This window comes from Bradyrhizobium sp. USDA 4506 (genome assembly GCF_054058795.1).
Map to the genome: position 1 here is coordinate 5,524,318 of NZ_JBSSBM010000002.1, position 15,357 is coordinate 5,539,674.

Sequence of the window (15,357 nt, forward strand, 5' to 3'; positions counted from 1 at the left end):
GGGCGGTCAACGCCCGTCACCAGGTTGCGATGTAGGTGCCCTTGAAGCGTTTCTCGAGGAATGCCTTGACCTCCTCGGAATGGTAGGCATCGATCAGCTGCTTGACCCAGGGCTTGTCCTTGTCCGCCTCGCGCACGGCAACGATGTTGACCCACGGGCCATCGGCCGCCTCGCGGGCAATTGCATCGGTGGCGGGATTGAGCCCGGCCTGAACCGCATAATTGTTGTTGATCGAGACCAGATCGACATCTTGCAGGGAACGCGGCAACTGCGCGGCATCAAGCTCGACGAAGCGCAGATGCTTCGGATTGTCAGTGACGTCGGCAATGGTCGACGCGACGTTGTTGGGGTCCTTGAGCTTGATCACGCCGTGCAGCGCAAGGATCATCAGGCCGCGCGCGCCATGGAAGGATCGTTGGCGATCGCCACCCGCCCGCCATCCGGAAGATCGGCCAGCTTCTTGTATTTCAACGAGTAGACACCCTGCGGCGACGCAATCGTGTTGGCGACCTTGACGATCTTCCAGCCGGTCTTCGATATCTGGTTCTTCAAATAAGGCTCGTGCTGGAACGAATTGGCCGCGAGATCCCCGAGCGCGAGCACCTGGTTCGGGATCACGTAGTCCGTGAATTCGACCACCTTGATGTCGAACCCATGGCCCGCAGCCACTTTCTTGACGACTTCGAGGATCTCGGCGTGTGGTCCGGCCGTGACGCCAACGCGGACCGTCTCGGCCCTCGCGGTGCCGACCAGGAGCGTTACCGCGGCAACCGCCGTCATCAGAATACGCATCATCATCCTTCAGCAATTGGGGCGGCAACTACCAGCCGGGCAGCACCGCGCCCTTGAACTTGGTCTGGACGAATTCCTTGATCTCGGGCGTGTGGTAGCTGTCGACCAGGATCTTGACCCACGGCTTGTCCTTGTCGGCGGAGCGAACCGCGATCAGATTGACGTATGGCCCTTTCGGATCCTCGCGCAGGATCGGATCCTTGACCGGATCGAGACCGGCCTGTGTCGCATAGTTGGTGTTGATGACCGCCGCATCGACATCGTCGAGCGCCCGGGGCGCCTGGGCTGCGTCGACCTCGACGAATTTCAGGTTTTTGGGATTGTCGGCGATGTCGATAACGGTCGGCTTGAAACCGACGTCGCTCTTCAGCTTGATTGCGCCCTTGTCGCGCAGCAGAAGCAGCGCCCGGCCGCCATTGGTCGGATCATTGGGAATTGAGACCTTGGCTCCGTCAGGAACGTCGGCCCAGTTCTTGTGCTTGCGCGAATAGACGCCGATCGGAAAATTGACCGTCAGTCCCACCTGCTCGATCTTGTAGCCGCGATCGGCTTTCTGGTTGTCCAGATAAGGCTGGTTCTGAAACGAGTTGGCCTGGATGTCGCCGGCGTCGAGCGCCGCGTTCGGAACGACATAGTCGGAGAACTCGATAAGCTGAAGCTCGAGCCCGCTCTTCGCCGCGATCGGTTTCACGGCCTCGAGGATTTGTGCATGCGGCCCGGGCGTCACGCCGATCTTGATCGTTTCTGCCGCGGCGGCCGTCGACCAGATCGCAACAGCGCCTGCAAGAGCGAAAATGGATCGAAGCAACATCTTTGTCTCCATGGAACTGAACTCGCTATCAAGTTCATCGCTCGCGCCAGGGACGAAATCAATGAAATGAGAATCCAAATTTTTCCCGATGACGAGTCGCCGCTGCTGTGGCCGCGATGAAAAGAGAATGGAGCCGGCCGGGCATCTTGGCGCAGCGAGCGACTTATCTGCTGATGCCAGCTGCAACGCGCAGAAAAAAATGCTTTTCTCGCGGACTTCGCTTGCAGAGAAAATTGCACTCGTTCGGACGACTTCTCCGCGATTGCCTCCGGCGCACCGATTGCACACAAATGGCAACAGATCGAACCGGCTAAGGACAACTTGCCATGCCCATCTTTGCCCGCCTCATCCCGCCAGCGCAGGCCGCATCATCGGCGACTGCGATGTCGCGCCGTCTTGCTGTCGCCGCCATCGGGCTGCTTGCGATGACCTCGCTGGTTCGGCCTGCGGCCGCCGAGGAAATCCGGATCGGCTACCAGAAATCGTCGACGCTGACCGCTATCCTGAAGACCAACGGCGCGCTGGAGAAGGCGTTGGCGCCGCTCGGCATCACCGTGTCGTGGCACGAGTTCACAAGCGGCCTGCCGCTGCTCGAGGCCATCAATGTCGGCAGCATCGATTTCGGAGCCGACGTCGCCGACACCGTGCCGATCTTCGCCCAGGCCGCCGGCGCCAAGCTCGCTTACGTCGCCGAGGAAGCCGCTTCTCCATCGGCGCAGGCGATCCTGGTGCCGAAGGATTCCGCGATCAAAGCGCCGGCCGATCTCAAGGGCAAGAAGGTCGCGGTCACCAAGGGCGCGGGCAGCCACTTCCTGCTGCTGGCGGTACTTGCCAAGGCCGGACTGTCCTTCAAGGACATCACACCGGCCTATCTGACGCCGGCCGATGGCCGCGCGGCATTCGTCAGCGGCAATGTCGACGCCTGGGTCGCCTGGGATCCGTTCCTCAGCAGCGCGCAACGCCAGTCCAGCACGCGCATCCTGACCGACGGCAGCGGCGGGCTCGCCAACTACAAGCGTTACTATCTTGCCTCGGCCGCGTTCGCCGAAAAGCGGGCCGATGCACTGAATGTCATCTTTGCCAGGTTGGTGGAAACCGGCACCTGGATCAAAGCCAATCCGAACGAGGCCGCGGCGCTGCTCGCCGGCCTGTGGGGCATCGACGCCGCCACGGTGGAGGAGGCCAACAGCCATCGCTCCTACAAGGTCGGCGTGGTCACCGCGGCCGGCCTTTCCGAGCAGCAGAAGATCGCCGATACCTTCACGGCGGAAGGTCTGCTGCCACGCAAGGTCGATACCGGCGACGTCAGGATCTGGGCACCGAAGGGATCGTGACGCCACCGCACCTTTAGCGATGACGCAGGCGGCGGTTGACGCGGCGCGCCAGATAGTCGCCGGCGGTCTGCACGGTCTGAACCAGCGCGATCAAAACGACGACGACCGCCAGCATCATTTCGGGCATGAAGCGCTGATAGCCATAGCGAATGCCGAGGTCGCCGAGGCCGCCGCCTCCGACGGCCCCGACCATTGCGGAGTAGCCGAGCAGGCTGACCACCGCGAGCGTCAGGGCCAGCACCAGGCCCGGCAAAGCCTCCGGGATCAGGACCTTGAACACGATCTGCAGCGGGCTTGCACCGAACGAGGACGCCGTCTCGATCAGACCGGCATCGACCTCGCGGATCGCCGCCTCGACCAGACGGGCAATGAACGGCGTTGCCGCGATGGTGAGCGGCACGATTGCCGCGCCCGATCCGATCGAGGTGCCGGCAATCAGCCGCGTGAAAGGAATCATCGCAACCACCAGGATGATGAACGGCGTCGAGCGGGCCGCATTGACGATGACGCCGAGCACGCCATTGGCTGGCGGCGCGGCGAACAGCTCCCCTTTCCGGCTGGTCGCCAGGAAGACGCCAAGCGGAAGGCCCAGCGCGGTCGCAACCAGCGCAGCCACCGAGACCATGAAAAGGCTCTCGCCCGTGGCCTGAACGATCAGGTTGATGAGTTCACGCGACATAGCCGAGACGCTCCACCAGAATGTCATGCTGAGAAAGATAGGCCAGGGCCTGCCTGGCCGTGGCTTCACCGCCGGGAATGCCAAGGATTAGCGAGCCCACGTGCTGGCCGCCGATCTCATCGATGCGGGCCGATAGCAGCGCCACGTCATGGGACAGTTCGCGCGAAAGCCGCGCCACCACGGTGTCGCCGGCTTCAGTACCGCGCACCTGCACGCGAAGGACCGTCTGCCCGCCGGCAACCGGCTGTGGCGAAAGGCGGCTCGCCAGCGAGACCGGAACACTGTCCCCGATCACCTCGGAAAGGAACGCCTGCGTGACCGGATGCTGCGGATGCGTGAAGATTTCCGCGACATGGCCGCGTTCGACGACCTGGCCGCCGTCGATCACCGCGACTTCCTTGGCGAGTTGGCGGACCACCGACATCTCGTGGGTGATCAACACGATCGTGACCCCGAGTTCACGATTGATGTTGGCCAGCAGGTCCAGAATCGCGCGCGTGGTCTGCGGATCGAGCGCCGACGTCGCCTCGTCGGACAGCAGCACATTCGGCCGAGTCGCCAGCGCGCGGGCGATGCCGATGCGCTGCTTCTGGCCGCCGGACAATTCCGAGGGATAACGATCGTATTTGTCGGCAATGCCGACGAGCTCGAGCAGCTCGGCTACACGGACGGCGATGTCGGCCCTGGACCAGCCGGCGATCTCGAGCGGCAAGGCGATATTGTCCGCCGCCGTCCGCGACGACAGCAGGTTGAAGTGCTGGAAGATCATGCCGATCGAGCGCTGCGCCAGGCGCAGCTCGCGACCGGCAAGCGCCGAGATCTCGCTGTTATCGACGACGACGCGGCCGCTCGACGGCTTCTCAAGCCCGTTGATGAGGCGGACGAGGCTCGATTTGCCGGCGCCGGAGCGGCCGATCACGCCGGTGATCGAGCCGCGCGGGATCGCGAAGTCGATCGCCTGCAAGGCATGCACGCTCGGCTTGCCGCGATAGGCCGGATAGACCTTCGAGACCGCCTCGAAGCGGATCATGGCTTCGCTCGCGTTGGAAGCGAGCGGAATCGACGGCAGCGGCGCAACAGGCTGCGCCGTCGTCAGGGATTGATGTACATTCATTCAGTCGGTCCAATTGGGAAATCGCTTCGGTCGCCGGGCACAGCCCGGGCTCAATGACCAAAGAGCAGATAGCTGCGGTCGATGCCGCGGAGATCGCGCGTCTCGTCGGTCCAGCCGACCGCGCGGCGGTAGCTGCCCAACGCGGCAGTCTGCCGCAACGCGACCACGTCGGTCGGGCGAGGCTCCTCCGCATAAGGCGACACGTAAAGCGCGTCCTCGGGACAATACAGTTCGCAGAGGAAACAGGTCTGGCAATCGCCCTGACGGGCGATCACCGGAATCCCCTCCGTCTTGTCGAAGACATTGGTGGGGCAGACATTCACGCAGATGTCGCAGCACGTGCAGCGCTCGGCGTCGATCACCTCGATCATTCCGCGGCCTCTGCATAGCTGGCCTCGGCATGCGGCCGCACCGTGGTCCAGACCTCGTCCAAACCGCCGCTCGTCACGTAATGGCGTTGGCGGTCGTCTTGATCGGGATAGTCGTCGCGGCGATGCATGCCGCGGCTTTCGTTCCGCGCCAGCGCGCTGCGGTACATCCAGCGCGACGTCGCCAGCATGGCCGCGCTCTCGCGGGCGCGCAGCAGATCGTCCTTGCTCGCCGCATCGGCCGATGATGCATTGACCCACGCCGCATCCAGCCGCTCGAGGGCGCCTTCGAGACGCGAGGCATGCCGGAAGTAGTTCAGCTCAAACGGATAGACCTCGTCCTGGACCGCCTTTGTCAGCGTGGCGGGCTCAAACGCGCGACCCGCCTTGCTTCGGAACGCGACGGTACCGGCGGACGCCAGTCGTCGTTGACGTGCCGGGCCCAGCTGCCTTGCATAGCCGGCAGCGCCCCATCCGGCCCAGGTCCCCGATGACATCGCCCAGGCGGCATTGTGGCTGCCGCCGCCGGTGAAGCCGCCGCAGATCAATTCGCGCGTCGCTGCATCACCGGCGGCATAGAGTCCCGGCACGCTGGTGGCGCAGCTATCGTCGACAATGCGAAGGCCGCCGGTGCCGCGCACGGTGCCTTCGAGCCGCAAGGTGACGGGGAAACGCTCCCTGAAGGGATCGATGCCGGTGCGATCGAACGGCAGGAAGAAATTCGGCTGCGATGCGCGCATGTGACGCTGCACCTCGTCGTCGGCCTTGTCGAGGCGCGCATAGACCGGTCCCTGAAGCAGCGCGCGCGCAATCGCCGATCGCCCGCCCTTGGATGCCGCACCGGGAACGACGCTGCCGTCCTCGTAGCTGAAGGTCGCCCAGCCATAAAACAGCGTCTTGGTCACGGAGCCGAACGCCGGCGAGATCGCATAGGGATTCGAGAATTCCATGCTGCTGAACTCGGCCCCGACCTCCGCGGCCATCAGATAGCCGTCTCCGGTCAGCACATTCGATCCCAGCGTCTTGCTCAGGAACGCGCAGCCGCCGGTCGCCATGACGACAGCCTTGGCGCGCACGATCCAGCGATCGTGCTTCTGGCGGCGCACGCCGCTGGCTCCCGCAACCGAGCCGTCGTCATCCACCAGCAGCTCAAGCGCCGGACTGTGATCGAGAATGGTGACGCCGGCCTGCTTGGTGCGCTTGCGCATCAGGCGCATGTATTCCGGCCCCTGCAGCGAGTTGCGCTGCGATGTGCCGCTGTCGTCGACCGGGTAAGGGTAACCCCAGGCGGCCAGACGATTGCTGTCCTCGTAGGTCTGGTCGAGCACGCGCGCCATCCAGCGGCGATCCTGCAGGTGCCCGCCCATCTTTTCGCGATTGGCCATCGCGGCCTTGCGCAGCGCCGGATTGGGATCGACATACCAGACGCCGGTGCCGGCAGCCGCGGTGGCACCCGACGTGCCGCAAAATCCCTTGTCGGCGAGCACGACGCGTGCGCCGCACTCGGCTGCGCTCACCGCGGCCCACGTGCCTGCCGGTCCGCCGCCGATCACCAGCACGTCGGCGTCGAATTCGACCGAACCGCCTGGCGCGGTTCGCTGTTCGGCGCGTCGCTCGTGGACTGTCATCGTTCAGTTCTCCGGGTGGCACCGATTGCTTGCAACGCGCCGCAACAGCATCGTTACGCGCGCAGGCTGCCCTGGCAATTTCAGATATTTGCGCAGACTTGGACGAAGCTTCCCCTGCCGCGGCACGTGGCAGAATATTCATGCGGCGGCGGAGGGGATGTTCCGCTCATCGCAGAAGATCGACACCAGATTTGTTCGCAGATCGCGCAGCGGAGACGGATATTTCTTTTTGCATGCACGCGCCGGCCGTTCGTTTTCATGTGGCCTGACAGGCGATACTTCGTGAGTCGTCTCACCTCAATGCGGGGTCGCCATGTCCGATCGTCAGCTTCATCTCAATGTCAATCTGCTGCACTCCGGCGTCTATGCGTCGGCGTGGCGGCTGCCCGAAAGCGATCCTCGCGCCTGCTTCGACGTCGGCCATTATGTGCGCGTGGCTGAGATCGCCGAGCGCGGCAAGCTCGATGCGATCTTCCTTGCCGACACACCGGCGATCACCGACCGCATCGACTACCGCTCCTTCATGTCGATGGAACCGACGATCGTGCTGGCATCGGTGGCCGCGGCGACCAGCCATATCGGGTTGATCGCGACCGCCTCGACCACCTACAACGAGCCGTATAACATCGCGCGCCGCTTCGCGACCCTGGATCTCGCGAGCGGCGGCCGCGCCGGCTGGAATGCGGTGACCACTGCCGACGCGTCGGCCAGCCGCAATTTCGGCCTCAGCAACGTGCTGGAGCACAAGGCCCGCTACGAGCGCGCCAAGGAGTTCGCCGAGGTCGTCCATGCGCTGTGGGACAGTTGGGAGGACGACGCCTTTGTCGGCGACAAGTCCTCGGCGCGATTTGTCGATACGTCGAAGGTTCATCCGATCGCGCATCGCGGCGCCCATTACGCCGTGGCCGGTCCGCTTAACGTGCCGCGTTCGCCGCAGGGCCGCCCGGTGACCGTGCAGGCCGGTGGCTCGCACGACGGACGTGATCTCGCTGCCGCGCAGGCCGAAGCTGTGTTCACGCTGGCGCAGACGATCGAGGAAGGCGTCGCCTATGCGCGCGATCTGCGCGCCCGCGCCGCGACCTACGGCCGCGCCGGCGACTCCATCGTCATCCTGCCGGGCCTTGCCACAGTGATCGGCAGCACCGAAGCCGAGGCGAGACGGCGGCAGGATGAGCTGTGGGAGCTGGTTCCGATCGAGTACGGCCTGGCGCGTCTCGCGGGCACATTGCAGGTCGATCCTGCGATCCTTGAGCTCGACAAGCCGCTACCCGATCCGCTGCCGCTGCCGGCCAACGCCAACCACACCATGTTCCAGGGCACGGTGAACCTTGCGCGCCGCGGTAACCTCACCGTCCGGCAGTTGTTGCGCGCGCTCGGCGGCGGGGTCGGACACCGCATCATCGTCGGCACGCCCGAGCAGATCGCCAACGACATCGAGGCCTGGTTCAAGGCCGGCGCGGCCGACGGATTCAATCTGATGCCGGACGTGCTGCCGACCGGGCTCGAGGTCTTCGTCGACAACGTGGTGCCGATCCTGCAGCGCCGCGGTCTGTTCCGAACCGATTACGCCGGCACCACCTTGCGTGAGCATTTTGGCCTGCCTCGGCCGATCAGCCGCTTTGCGCGTCAGACGGAAGCCGCCGCAACCGCGTGACGCAGTTACCGCGAGCTCGCCAGCAGTGGTGGGGTGTCATTCGCAGCAGATGACGCTGCGCGGACGCGCGGGATGATCTCCTTCGCAAAGCGCTCCATCTCGGCCTCGAAAGGCTGGAACTGCAGCATGAACAACTCGATGCCTGCGGCATGGAACGCCCCGATTCGGGCGGCCACGTCATCATAGCTGCCGACCAGCCCGGCAGCGGTGCCGCCGTTGCTGCCGATCCGCTCCGACTTCTGCATGGTCTGCATCATCACGACCTTCGGGTCGGTGTTCTGTCGCTGGATCACCTTCATCGAGGCGTCCTTCCGCGACAGCTCAAGCAGCCGCTCATAGGCGGCCTGGGCCTCGGCCTGCGTCTGGCGCGCGATGACGAAGGCGGACAGCCCGAAGCGAAGCGGCGCCGACGTCCGCGGCCGCGCCGCCACGTCGGCAATGAGGCCCGCGACATCCTCGAGCGGCTGACCATTGATGAACCAGACGTCGCCCGTGGTCGGCGACCAAAGCGCGCGCCGGCTCGGATTCGCCGCCGACATAGATCAATGGTCGCGGTCGGTAGAGGCTCGTCGGCCGCAACAGATAATCGCGGACGTCGAAATGCTCGCCCTTGTAGGTCAACCGCTCGCCCTGCATCAGGCGCGAGACAATCGTGATCCACTCGCGGCCATAGGCGTAACGGGCATCGTGCTCGGCAAAGCCGATGCCGGCCTTGTCGAGTTCGGGCCGGTTCCAGGCATTGACCAGGTTGATCGCGAAGCGTCCGCGGCTGATGTTCTCGATCCCGAGCGCGAGCTTGGCGAGAACCACCGGATGATAGAGATAGGGCTTGATGGCCGCGATGATCTCGATCCGGCTGGTCAATGCCGCAACGGCCGCCGCCGCGCTCCAGGCCTCGAGCTGATCGAAATCCTCCCGATGCGGATTGATGGTGTGCTGCGCGATCAGCGTGGAATCGTAGCCCAGTGCCTCGGCGGCAAGCACGAGGTCGCGATTGCGCTCCCACGATGCGTCATACGGCTCCTCCGGATCCTGATAGGCCGCGCGCGAACCATGGACCAGCGCCCAGATGCCAAAGCGAAGCGGTCGTGTCGACATGCCGTCTCTCCGATTTCCCTGACGTTACGTCGGCGTGTTTTCAAAGAAGCACGGCGACAGATCAAGCAGCGGCGCATCAAAAGATTTTCCTTGCCGCGCCGCGCGCGCCGATAAACCAGAAAACTCCGGACGCAGCGACAATTGGAATACGGCTCTATTTCTGTTCGAGAAAATTCGTGGGACAGTTTGCGCGAGATAAACAACGCCTTCTTTCGTGCGGCGACGCGCCGTTCATCGAGAGAACGGCGAACCATGCCGCGCGCGATCAATGATGCTCGCGCGCAATGTTAGACGAGGACAGAACAGACTTGAGCAACCTCGAACAGGCTGCGTCATCGATCGCGTTTGATTCAACGCCGCGCAGCGTTCAAACGGCATCGCCGTCCCGGAAGCCACGAGTAGAGATCGGCCGGCGCGGCATGCTGCTGCTGTCGTGGCTCGCCCCGGTCGTGCTTCTGATCGTCTGGGAATTGCTGGCGCAGGCCGGCTGGCTCTCGCCGCAGGTGCTGCCGGCACCGAGCAAGGTCGTCCGCACGGCATTCAAGCTGGCGACGTCCGGAAGCCTGCTGAACGATCTCGGCGTCAGCCTGCTGCGCGCAACGGCCGGTTTTGCGATCGGCGGCAGCGTCGGATTCGCGCTCGGTATCCTCGTGGGCTTCTCGCGGATCGCGGAGGCCGCGATCGACCGCAGCATCCAGATGATCCGCGCGATCCCGTTTCTCGCCGCGCTGCCGCTGGTGATCGTCTGGCTCGGCGTCGGCGAAGCCCAGAAGGTCTTCCTGGTCGCGCTCGGCGTCGCCTTCCCGATCTACATCAACACCACGCTGGGTATCCGGCAGGTCGACCCGAAGCTGCTCGAGCTCGGCCGCGTCCAGGGCCTCGGGACACTCGAGCTGATCCGGCGCGTCATCCTGCCCGGCGCCCTGCCCTCGATCCTGACCGGTGTGCGCTATGCGCTGGCGACCGCGTGGCTGGCACTGGTGGTCGCGGAGACCATCGGCGCCCAGTCCGGCATCGGCTTTCTCGCCATGGATGCGCGCGAGTTCCTGCGCACCGACGTGATCGTGCTGACGATCGTGATCTATGCGCTGATCGGCGTCGCCGCCGACGGCATCGCGCGCGCCCTGGAGCGACGGCTATTAGCCTGGCATCCGAACTATGGGGGCGCGCGATGACGCTGCACGCCGTGCCCTCACCGGCCGCGATTGCGCCGGCCGTCCTGGTGACGGGACTGCATCGCGCCTATGGCAGCCGCGTGGTGATCGAGAACCTCAACCTGCGCATCGAGCGCGGCGAGTTCGTCGTCCTGCTCGGCGAAAGCGGCTGCGGCAAGACCACGCTGCTGCGGGCGCTGGCCGGCCTTGATGCGATCGACGGCGGGCGCATCACGGCACCACGGCGGCCGGCCGTCGTTTTCCAGGAGCACCGGCTGCTGCCGTGGGACAGTCTGTGGCGCAACGTCTCGCTCGGCCTCAATGCGAGCGACGCCCGTCAGCGCGCCGCCACCGCGCTCACCGAGGTCGGACTCGGCGGCCGTCTCGATGACTGGCCGCGCAACCTCTCGGGCGGACAGGCGCAGCGCGTGGCGCTGGCGCGCGCGCTGGTGCAGGAGCCCGAGTTGCTCTTGCTCGACGAGCCGTTCGCAGCGCTCGATGCGCTGACTCGCATTCGCATGCACGATCTGGTGCGCGAGCTGGTCGCCGTCCATCGGCCCGGCGTGCTCCTGGTCACCCACGACGTCGACGAGGCGATCGCGCTCGCCGACCGCATCCTGGTGATGCGCGAGGGCCGGATCGCGTTCGAGCATCCCATGAAACGTAACGGCGCAGCGCCGATCGCCCGCACCGACCTGCTGGCCGAGCTCGGCGTCGACACCTCTCACCCCATTCCTGCCTGAGGACCACTCAATGTCTATCCCCCGGTTCACCAACCCCACCCGTCGCAGCTTCCTTGGCGGCGCCGCCTTCGGCATCGGCGCGCTTGCCGGCTTTGACCTGTCCGAGCCGGCGCATGCGGCGACCGGCCGCGTCACCGACACGGTGCGTCTGACCTGGGGTTTGAGCGGCCTCAATTTGATTGCCAAGGAGCGCGGCGAGTTCGAGAAGCTGCTGGCCAGGGACGGCATCAAGGTCGAGTGGCTCGGGCCGTTCCCCAATCATGCGCCGACGCTGCAGGCTGTGACCGGCGGCAGCGCCGATTTCAGCTTCGGCGGCAGCACGACGCCGGCACTCGCCGCGATCATCGCCGGCTCGCCGCTGGTGTTCACCCAATTCGTGGTCTACGAGCCGCGCACCACTGCGATCATCGCGCGGGATGACTCTGGCATAAACAAGGTCGAGGATCTCGTCGGCAAGTCGGTGGCGGTGAACCGTTCGGGTCTCGGCGAATTCCTGCTGGTTGCCGCGCTCGAGAAGCACAAGGTCGACCGCTCCAAGGTGACGTTCGTCTATCTCAACCCGCCGGACGCAGCGCCGGCGCTGGCCTCCGGGAAGGTCGACGCCTGGTCGATGTGGAGCCCGGGCGTCGATATCGCGCGGCTCGAATACAAGGCGCACGACATCTTCCTGGAAGGTCGCGATCTCGAGTTCCAGATCGACTACACGTCCTACCTGACCACCCGAAAATTTGCGACCGACAATCCTGCGCTGGTCCGGGCCGTCAACGATGCCTTCCGCGCTGAAGGCAAGTGGATCTCCGCGAACAGCAAGGATGCCGAATACATCGCGCAGAAGGCCGGCAAGTACAGCGACCAGGTCCGCGACCAGTTCATCGCGCTGAACCGGCAGTATCGCTACTTCGCCGCCAACGACGAAAACTTCCTCGCCGAGCTGCAAAGGGCCGCCGACTGGCTGGTCGCGCGCAAGGTGCTCCCGGAGCCGATCAAAGTCACCGACCACCTGGCCCAGCTCTGATCAGTAGCCGTCATATCAATCAACGCCATTTGGGTGATACCAATGAACAAGCCTCTGTCCGCCACCTCGCTGGAGCCTTCCGACCGCCTTCACAGCCGCGCACCCGATATCGACGCGCTGCTCGGCCGCATCGCGGAAGGCGCCGCCGACCGCGAACGCGAGCGCGTCCTGCCGTTCGCGCAAGTCGATCTCATTCGCAAGGCCCGCCTCGGCGCGTTGCGGCTTCCGATCGAAGCCGGCGGCGCCGGCCTGTCGATTCGCGCATTGTTCGAGATCGTCATCGGTCTCGGCGAGGCCGACGCCAATGTCGCGCATATCCTGCGCAACCATTTCAGCGTCGTCGAACGCCTGGTGCGCCGGCCGAAGGACGATCAGCACAGGCAGTGGCAGAAGGCAGTTGCCGACGGCGCGATCATCGGGCTCGCGGCGACCGAGCTCGACACGCCGAAGGTCGGCAATCTCACGCCGAACACGACACTCACTGCCGACGGCGACGACTACCTGCTCAACGGCACGAAATACTATAGCACCGGCACACTGTATTCGGACTACGTCCTCGTTCGCACCGCCGACACATCCGCCACCAATGCAGCCGTGCTGATTCCGGTGAACCGCGAGGGCATTGAGCTGATCGACGACTGGGACGGTCTCGGGCAGCGGCTGACGGCGACCGGCACCACCCACTTCCGCAACGTGCGCGTCAAGCGCCAGGAGGTCGTGTTCGATGCACCGGATACCGGCTACGGCATTCCCTACTCCAACACATTTGCCCAGCTGTTCCTGACCGCGATCAATGCCGGCATCGCGCGCGCCGTGCTGCGCGACGCCAGCGCCCTGGTGCGGACCCGCAAGCGGACGTTCTATTACGCGCCGAGTGAGGTCCCGGCGGACGACCCGCTGCTGCAACAGACCGTCGGTCAGATCGCCAGCAGCGCATTCGCCGCCGAGACCGTGGTGCTTGCGGCCGGGGAGGCGCTCGATGCCGCCACCGACGCCTTCGATGCAGGTGACGAAAGCGCCGTCGATGCCGCGCACAAGGCCGCGCTGCTGTCGGCCAAGGCCAAGATCGTTGCGGACGAATTCGCGATCCGGAGCGGCAGCCTGCTGTTCGATGTCGGCGGCGCATCGGCCACCAAGAAGGCGACCAATTTCGACCGCCACTGGCGCAACGCGCGCACCCTGGCGTCGCACAATCCAAACACCTTCAAGGCGCGCTCGATCGGACAATACGAGATCAGCGGCACGCCGCTACCCGCCAAGGGCTTCTTCTAGAGCCCCACTCCGATCGAATCGGAACGGAGCTCTGGATTGTTGTTTTGATGCGTTTTCTTCACGCGAACCGGTATCCACTTCGCTCGAAAACGCTCTGGCGAGGTCCAATCCGGCGAGGCAATGCAAGGGAGAATCCCGATGAGCAAGCCGGATATTCATCTTGTGGATGCCGACCACGAGATCGAGCGTCAATTTCGCCTTGTCATGCGCCGCCTCCCGGGCGGCGTTTGCATCATCACCGCAGGACAGGGTGAGGACATCACCGGCATGACGGTGACCTCGCTGACGTCGCTCAGCGCCAGCCCACCCCGGCTGCTGGTCAGCATCAACCGGCAGGCATCGTCCTTCGCACCGATCGCCCGCCATCGGCTGTTCGGCGTCAACATCCTCGGCTCCGACCAGCAGGCCCTGGCCGAGCGCTTCAGCAATGGCCGGCTGAAAGGCAGGGAACGCTTCGAGGGCACCGACTGGACCCATGGAGCCTCGGGCGTGCCGTTGCTGCAGCGTTCGCTTGCGATGATCGAATGCCAGGTCGAGGAGATCATCGAGCGGCATTCCCATGGCATCATCGTGGGCCGCCTCGCCAGCATGGAATTGTCGCATCGGCTGTCCGGCCTCACCTACTGGAATGGACAGTATGTCCAGATCGATCACGAGGCCGATCTCGACCTATTGGCCGAAGTCAGCATTCCTCTGGCGCATGTCCGTTAGGGCAGAGAAAGGGTGCAGCATGAAACGCGAATTGCCGCCAGCATCGCCTCCGTCAACGGCCAGCCCGGTCAGCAGACCACCGGGCCGCTGGCAGCTCGACCGGATCGTGGCCGAGCTGCGCACCTCCCGCGAGGAGACCCATAGCATCCGGCGCGACGGCGAGGCACGCCGCGCGCCCTCGCGGGACGCGCTGGAGGCGATCCTCGACGGCCTCACCGAGGCGCTGTTTCCGCGCCACTACGGCCAATCGGACCTCGACGGCGAGAACATCGACTATTTCGTCGGCAACACGCTGAGCACAGCATTGGATTCGCTCAGCGCGCAGATCCATCGCGGCGCGCTGTTCGTCGGCGACGAGCTGGAGCCGGGCTTTGTGCATGAGGAGGCGATCGAGCTGACACGCGCATTCGCCACCCATCTGCCGCCGGTCCGCGGACTTCTGATCAACGATCTGCGGGCGGCATTCGTTGGAGACCCGGCGGCGCGGAATTTTCCCGAGATCCTGATCGGCTATCCGGGGATGACCGCCATCATCCACCATCGTCTTGCACATCTGCTCTACCAGATCGGCGCGCGGCTGGTGGCTCGCCTGATGTCGGAGATCGCCCACACAAGGACCGGCATCGATATCCATCCCGGCGCCCGGATCGGCTCCGGCTTCTTCATCGATCACGGAACCGGCGTCGTGATCGGCGAAACCGCCATCATCGGCAACAACGTCCGGATCTATCAGGCGGTCACGCTCGGCGCGCGGCATTTCCCGACCGACGACGAGGGCCATGTGATCAAGGGCGACGCCCGCCATCCGATCGTCGAGGATGACGTCGTGATCTACGCCGGCGCAACCATACTCGGCCGGATCACGATTGGCCGCGGCTCGACCATCGGCGGCAACGTCTGGCTGACCAAGGACGTGCCGCCGAACAGCATTGTGACGCAGGCCACCGCACGAAACAGCCCGAGCGGCGCCTGAACCACGATCTC

15 protein-coding genes and 1 pseudogene are annotated in these 15,357 nt (G+C 64.9%); 8 read left to right on the forward strand and 8 right to left on the reverse strand.

Going from position 1 to position 15,357, the window contains the following annotated elements; all coding sequences use genetic code 11:
- Positions 1-16 precede the first annotated feature (16 nt).
- Positions 17-792, reverse strand: a pseudogene (locus ACVIHF_RS28285) (MetQ/NlpA family ABC transporter substrate-binding protein).
- 28 nt (positions 793-820) lie between these two features.
- Positions 821-1,615 (reverse strand): MetQ/NlpA family ABC transporter substrate-binding protein, encoded by a 795-nt coding sequence (locus ACVIHF_RS28290; RefSeq protein WP_057017483.1) that lies wholly within the window; start codon positions 1,613-1,615, stop codon positions 821-823.
- 314 nt (positions 1,616-1,929) lie between these two features.
- Between ACVIHF_RS28290 and ACVIHF_RS28295 the strand changes: the two genes are divergently transcribed.
- Complete coding sequence (locus ACVIHF_RS28295; protein ID WP_253607007.1) at positions 1,930-2,937, forward strand: aliphatic sulfonate ABC transporter substrate-binding protein; 1,008 nt, start codon at positions 1,930-1,932, stop codon at positions 2,935-2,937.
- A gap of 13 nt (positions 2,938-2,950) precedes the next feature.
- Here the strand turns inward: ACVIHF_RS28295 and ACVIHF_RS28300 are convergent, their stop codons facing one another.
- The 4 genes from ACVIHF_RS28300 to ACVIHF_RS28315 are packed head-to-tail and all read right to left on the reverse strand — an operon-like array spanning position 2,951 to position 6,726.
- Positions 2,951-3,616 carry a methionine ABC transporter permease gene (locus ACVIHF_RS28300; protein WP_253607006.1) on the reverse strand — a complete coding sequence of 222 codons (666 nt, stop codon included), beginning with the start codon at positions 3,614-3,616 and terminating at the stop codon, positions 2,951-2,953.
- On the reverse strand, positions 3,606-4,730 hold the full coding sequence (locus ACVIHF_RS28305; protein ID WP_253607005.1) for a methionine ABC transporter ATP-binding protein: 1,125 nt from the start codon (positions 4,728-4,730) through the stop codon (positions 3,606-3,608). Before ACVIHF_RS28305 ends, ACVIHF_RS28300 begins: the two co-directional genes overlap by 11 nt.
- A gap of 50 nt (positions 4,731-4,780) precedes the next feature.
- Positions 4,781-5,101, reverse strand: a complete 321-nt coding sequence (locus tag ACVIHF_RS28310; protein ID WP_253607004.1) for a 4Fe-4S dicluster domain-containing protein — start codon at positions 5,099-5,101, stop codon at positions 4,781-4,783.
- The gene (locus tag ACVIHF_RS28315) at positions 5,098-6,726 is read right to left on the reverse strand and encodes an FAD-dependent oxidoreductase (protein ID WP_253607003.1); all 1,629 of its coding nucleotides are present in this window, start codon (positions 6,724-6,726) and stop codon (positions 5,098-5,100) included. Before ACVIHF_RS28315 ends, ACVIHF_RS28310 begins: the two co-directional genes overlap by 4 nt.
- A 313-nt stretch (positions 6,727-7,039) precedes the next feature.
- Between ACVIHF_RS28315 and ACVIHF_RS28320 the strand changes: the two genes are divergently transcribed.
- A complete protein-coding gene (locus ACVIHF_RS28320) occupies positions 7,040-8,380 on the forward strand; it encodes an LLM class flavin-dependent oxidoreductase (protein ID WP_456792899.1) in 1,341 nt (446 codons plus the stop codon).
- Between the two features lie 5 nt (positions 8,381-8,385).
- On the opposite strand, the gene ACVIHF_RS28325 is transcribed toward ACVIHF_RS28320, so the two are convergent.
- Both ACVIHF_RS28325 and ACVIHF_RS28330 read right to left on the reverse strand, forming a co-directional pair.
- Positions 8,386-8,811, reverse strand: coding sequence for an LLM class flavin-dependent oxidoreductase (locus tag ACVIHF_RS28325; RefSeq protein WP_456792900.1), 426 nt, complete (start codon positions 8,809-8,811; stop codon positions 8,386-8,388).
- Complete coding sequence (locus ACVIHF_RS28330) at positions 8,714-9,478, reverse strand: LLM class flavin-dependent oxidoreductase (RefSeq protein WP_456792901.1); 765 nt, start codon at positions 9,476-9,478, stop codon at positions 8,714-8,716. The genes ACVIHF_RS28325 and ACVIHF_RS28330 overlap by 98 nt, the downstream gene beginning before the upstream one ends.
- Before the next feature lie 419 nt (positions 9,479-9,897).
- Between ACVIHF_RS28330 and ACVIHF_RS28335 the strand changes: the two genes are divergently transcribed.
- The 6 genes from ACVIHF_RS28335 to epsC all read left to right on the forward strand — a co-directional run bounded on the left by ACVIHF_RS28335 (position 9,898) and on the right by epsC (position 15,346).
- Positions 9,898-10,653 (forward strand): ABC transporter permease subunit, encoded by a 756-nt coding sequence (locus ACVIHF_RS28335; protein ID WP_085970476.1) that lies wholly within the window; start codon positions 9,898-9,900, stop codon positions 10,651-10,653.
- On the forward strand, positions 10,650-11,375 hold the full coding sequence (locus ACVIHF_RS28340) for an ABC transporter ATP-binding protein (RefSeq protein ID WP_253607000.1): 726 nt from the start codon (positions 10,650-10,652) through the stop codon (positions 11,373-11,375). The genes ACVIHF_RS28335 and ACVIHF_RS28340 overlap by 4 nt, the downstream gene beginning before the upstream one ends.
- Before the next feature lie 10 nt (positions 11,376-11,385).
- Positions 11,386-12,390, forward strand: coding sequence for an NrtA/SsuA/CpmA family ABC transporter substrate-binding protein (locus ACVIHF_RS28345; protein ID WP_050387474.1), 1,005 nt, complete (start codon positions 11,386-11,388; stop codon positions 12,388-12,390).
- Positions 12,391-12,432: 42 nt separating this feature from the next.
- Complete coding sequence (locus ACVIHF_RS28350) at positions 12,433-13,662, forward strand: acyl-CoA dehydrogenase family protein (RefSeq protein WP_310881578.1); 1,230 nt, start codon at positions 12,433-12,435, stop codon at positions 13,660-13,662.
- 138 nt (positions 13,663-13,800) lie between these two features.
- Complete coding sequence (locus ACVIHF_RS28355) at positions 13,801-14,373, forward strand: flavin reductase family protein (protein ID WP_057017437.1); 573 nt, start codon at positions 13,801-13,803, stop codon at positions 14,371-14,373.
- A gap of 19 nt (positions 14,374-14,392) precedes the next feature.
- Positions 14,393-15,346 carry a serine O-acetyltransferase EpsC gene (gene epsC, locus ACVIHF_RS28360; protein WP_253606998.1) on the forward strand — a complete coding sequence of 318 codons (954 nt, stop codon included), beginning with the start codon at positions 14,393-14,395 and terminating at the stop codon, positions 15,344-15,346.
- The last annotated feature ends 11 nt before the right edge of the window (positions 15,347-15,357 follow it).

Bases quoted from the DNA above. Each gene is read 5' to 3' on its own strand.
- ACVIHF_RS28335 (WP_085970476.1), top strand. From the start codon at position 9,898: ATGCTGCTGCTGTCGTGGCTCGCCCCGGTCGTGCTTCTGATCGTCTGG.
- ACVIHF_RS28340 (WP_253607000.1), top strand. From the start codon at position 10,650: ATGACGCTGCACGCCGTGCCCTCACCGGCCGCGATTGCGCCGGCCGTC.
- ACVIHF_RS28355 (WP_057017437.1), top strand. From the start codon at position 13,801: ATGAGCAAGCCGGATATTCATCTTGTGGATGCCGACCACGAGATCGAG.
- ACVIHF_RS28320 (WP_456792899.1), top strand. From the start codon at position 7,040: ATGTCCGATCGTCAGCTTCATCTCAATGTCAATCTGCTGCACTCCGGC.
- ACVIHF_RS28305 (WP_253607005.1), bottom strand. From the start codon at position 4,730: ATGAATGTACATCAATCCCTGACGACGGCGCAGCCTGTTGCGCCGCTG.
- ACVIHF_RS28295 (WP_253607007.1), top strand. From the start codon at position 1,930: ATGCCCATCTTTGCCCGCCTCATCCCGCCAGCGCAGGCCGCATCATCG.
- ACVIHF_RS28345 (WP_050387474.1), top strand. From the start codon at position 11,386: ATGTCTATCCCCCGGTTCACCAACCCCACCCGTCGCAGCTTCCTTGGC.
- ACVIHF_RS28290 (WP_057017483.1), bottom strand. From the start codon at position 1,615: ATGGAGACAAAGATGTTGCTTCGATCCATTTTCGCTCTTGCAGGCGCT.
- ACVIHF_RS28310 (WP_253607004.1), bottom strand. From the start codon at position 5,101: ATGATCGAGGTGATCGACGCCGAGCGCTGCACGTGCTGCGACATCTGC.
- ACVIHF_RS28315 (WP_253607003.1), bottom strand. From the start codon at position 6,726: ATGACAGTCCACGAGCGACGCGCCGAACAGCGAACCGCGCCAGGCGGT.
- epsC (WP_253606998.1), top strand. From the start codon at position 14,393: ATGAAACGCGAATTGCCGCCAGCATCGCCTCCGTCAACGGCCAGCCCG.
- ACVIHF_RS28330 (WP_456792901.1), bottom strand. From the start codon at position 9,478: ATGTCGACACGACCGCTTCGCTTTGGCATCTGGGCGCTGGTCCATGGT.
- ACVIHF_RS28350 (WP_310881578.1), top strand. From the start codon at position 12,433: ATGAACAAGCCTCTGTCCGCCACCTCGCTGGAGCCTTCCGACCGCCTT.
- ACVIHF_RS28300 (WP_253607006.1), bottom strand. From the start codon at position 3,616: ATGTCGCGTGAACTCATCAACCTGATCGTTCAGGCCACGGGCGAGAGC.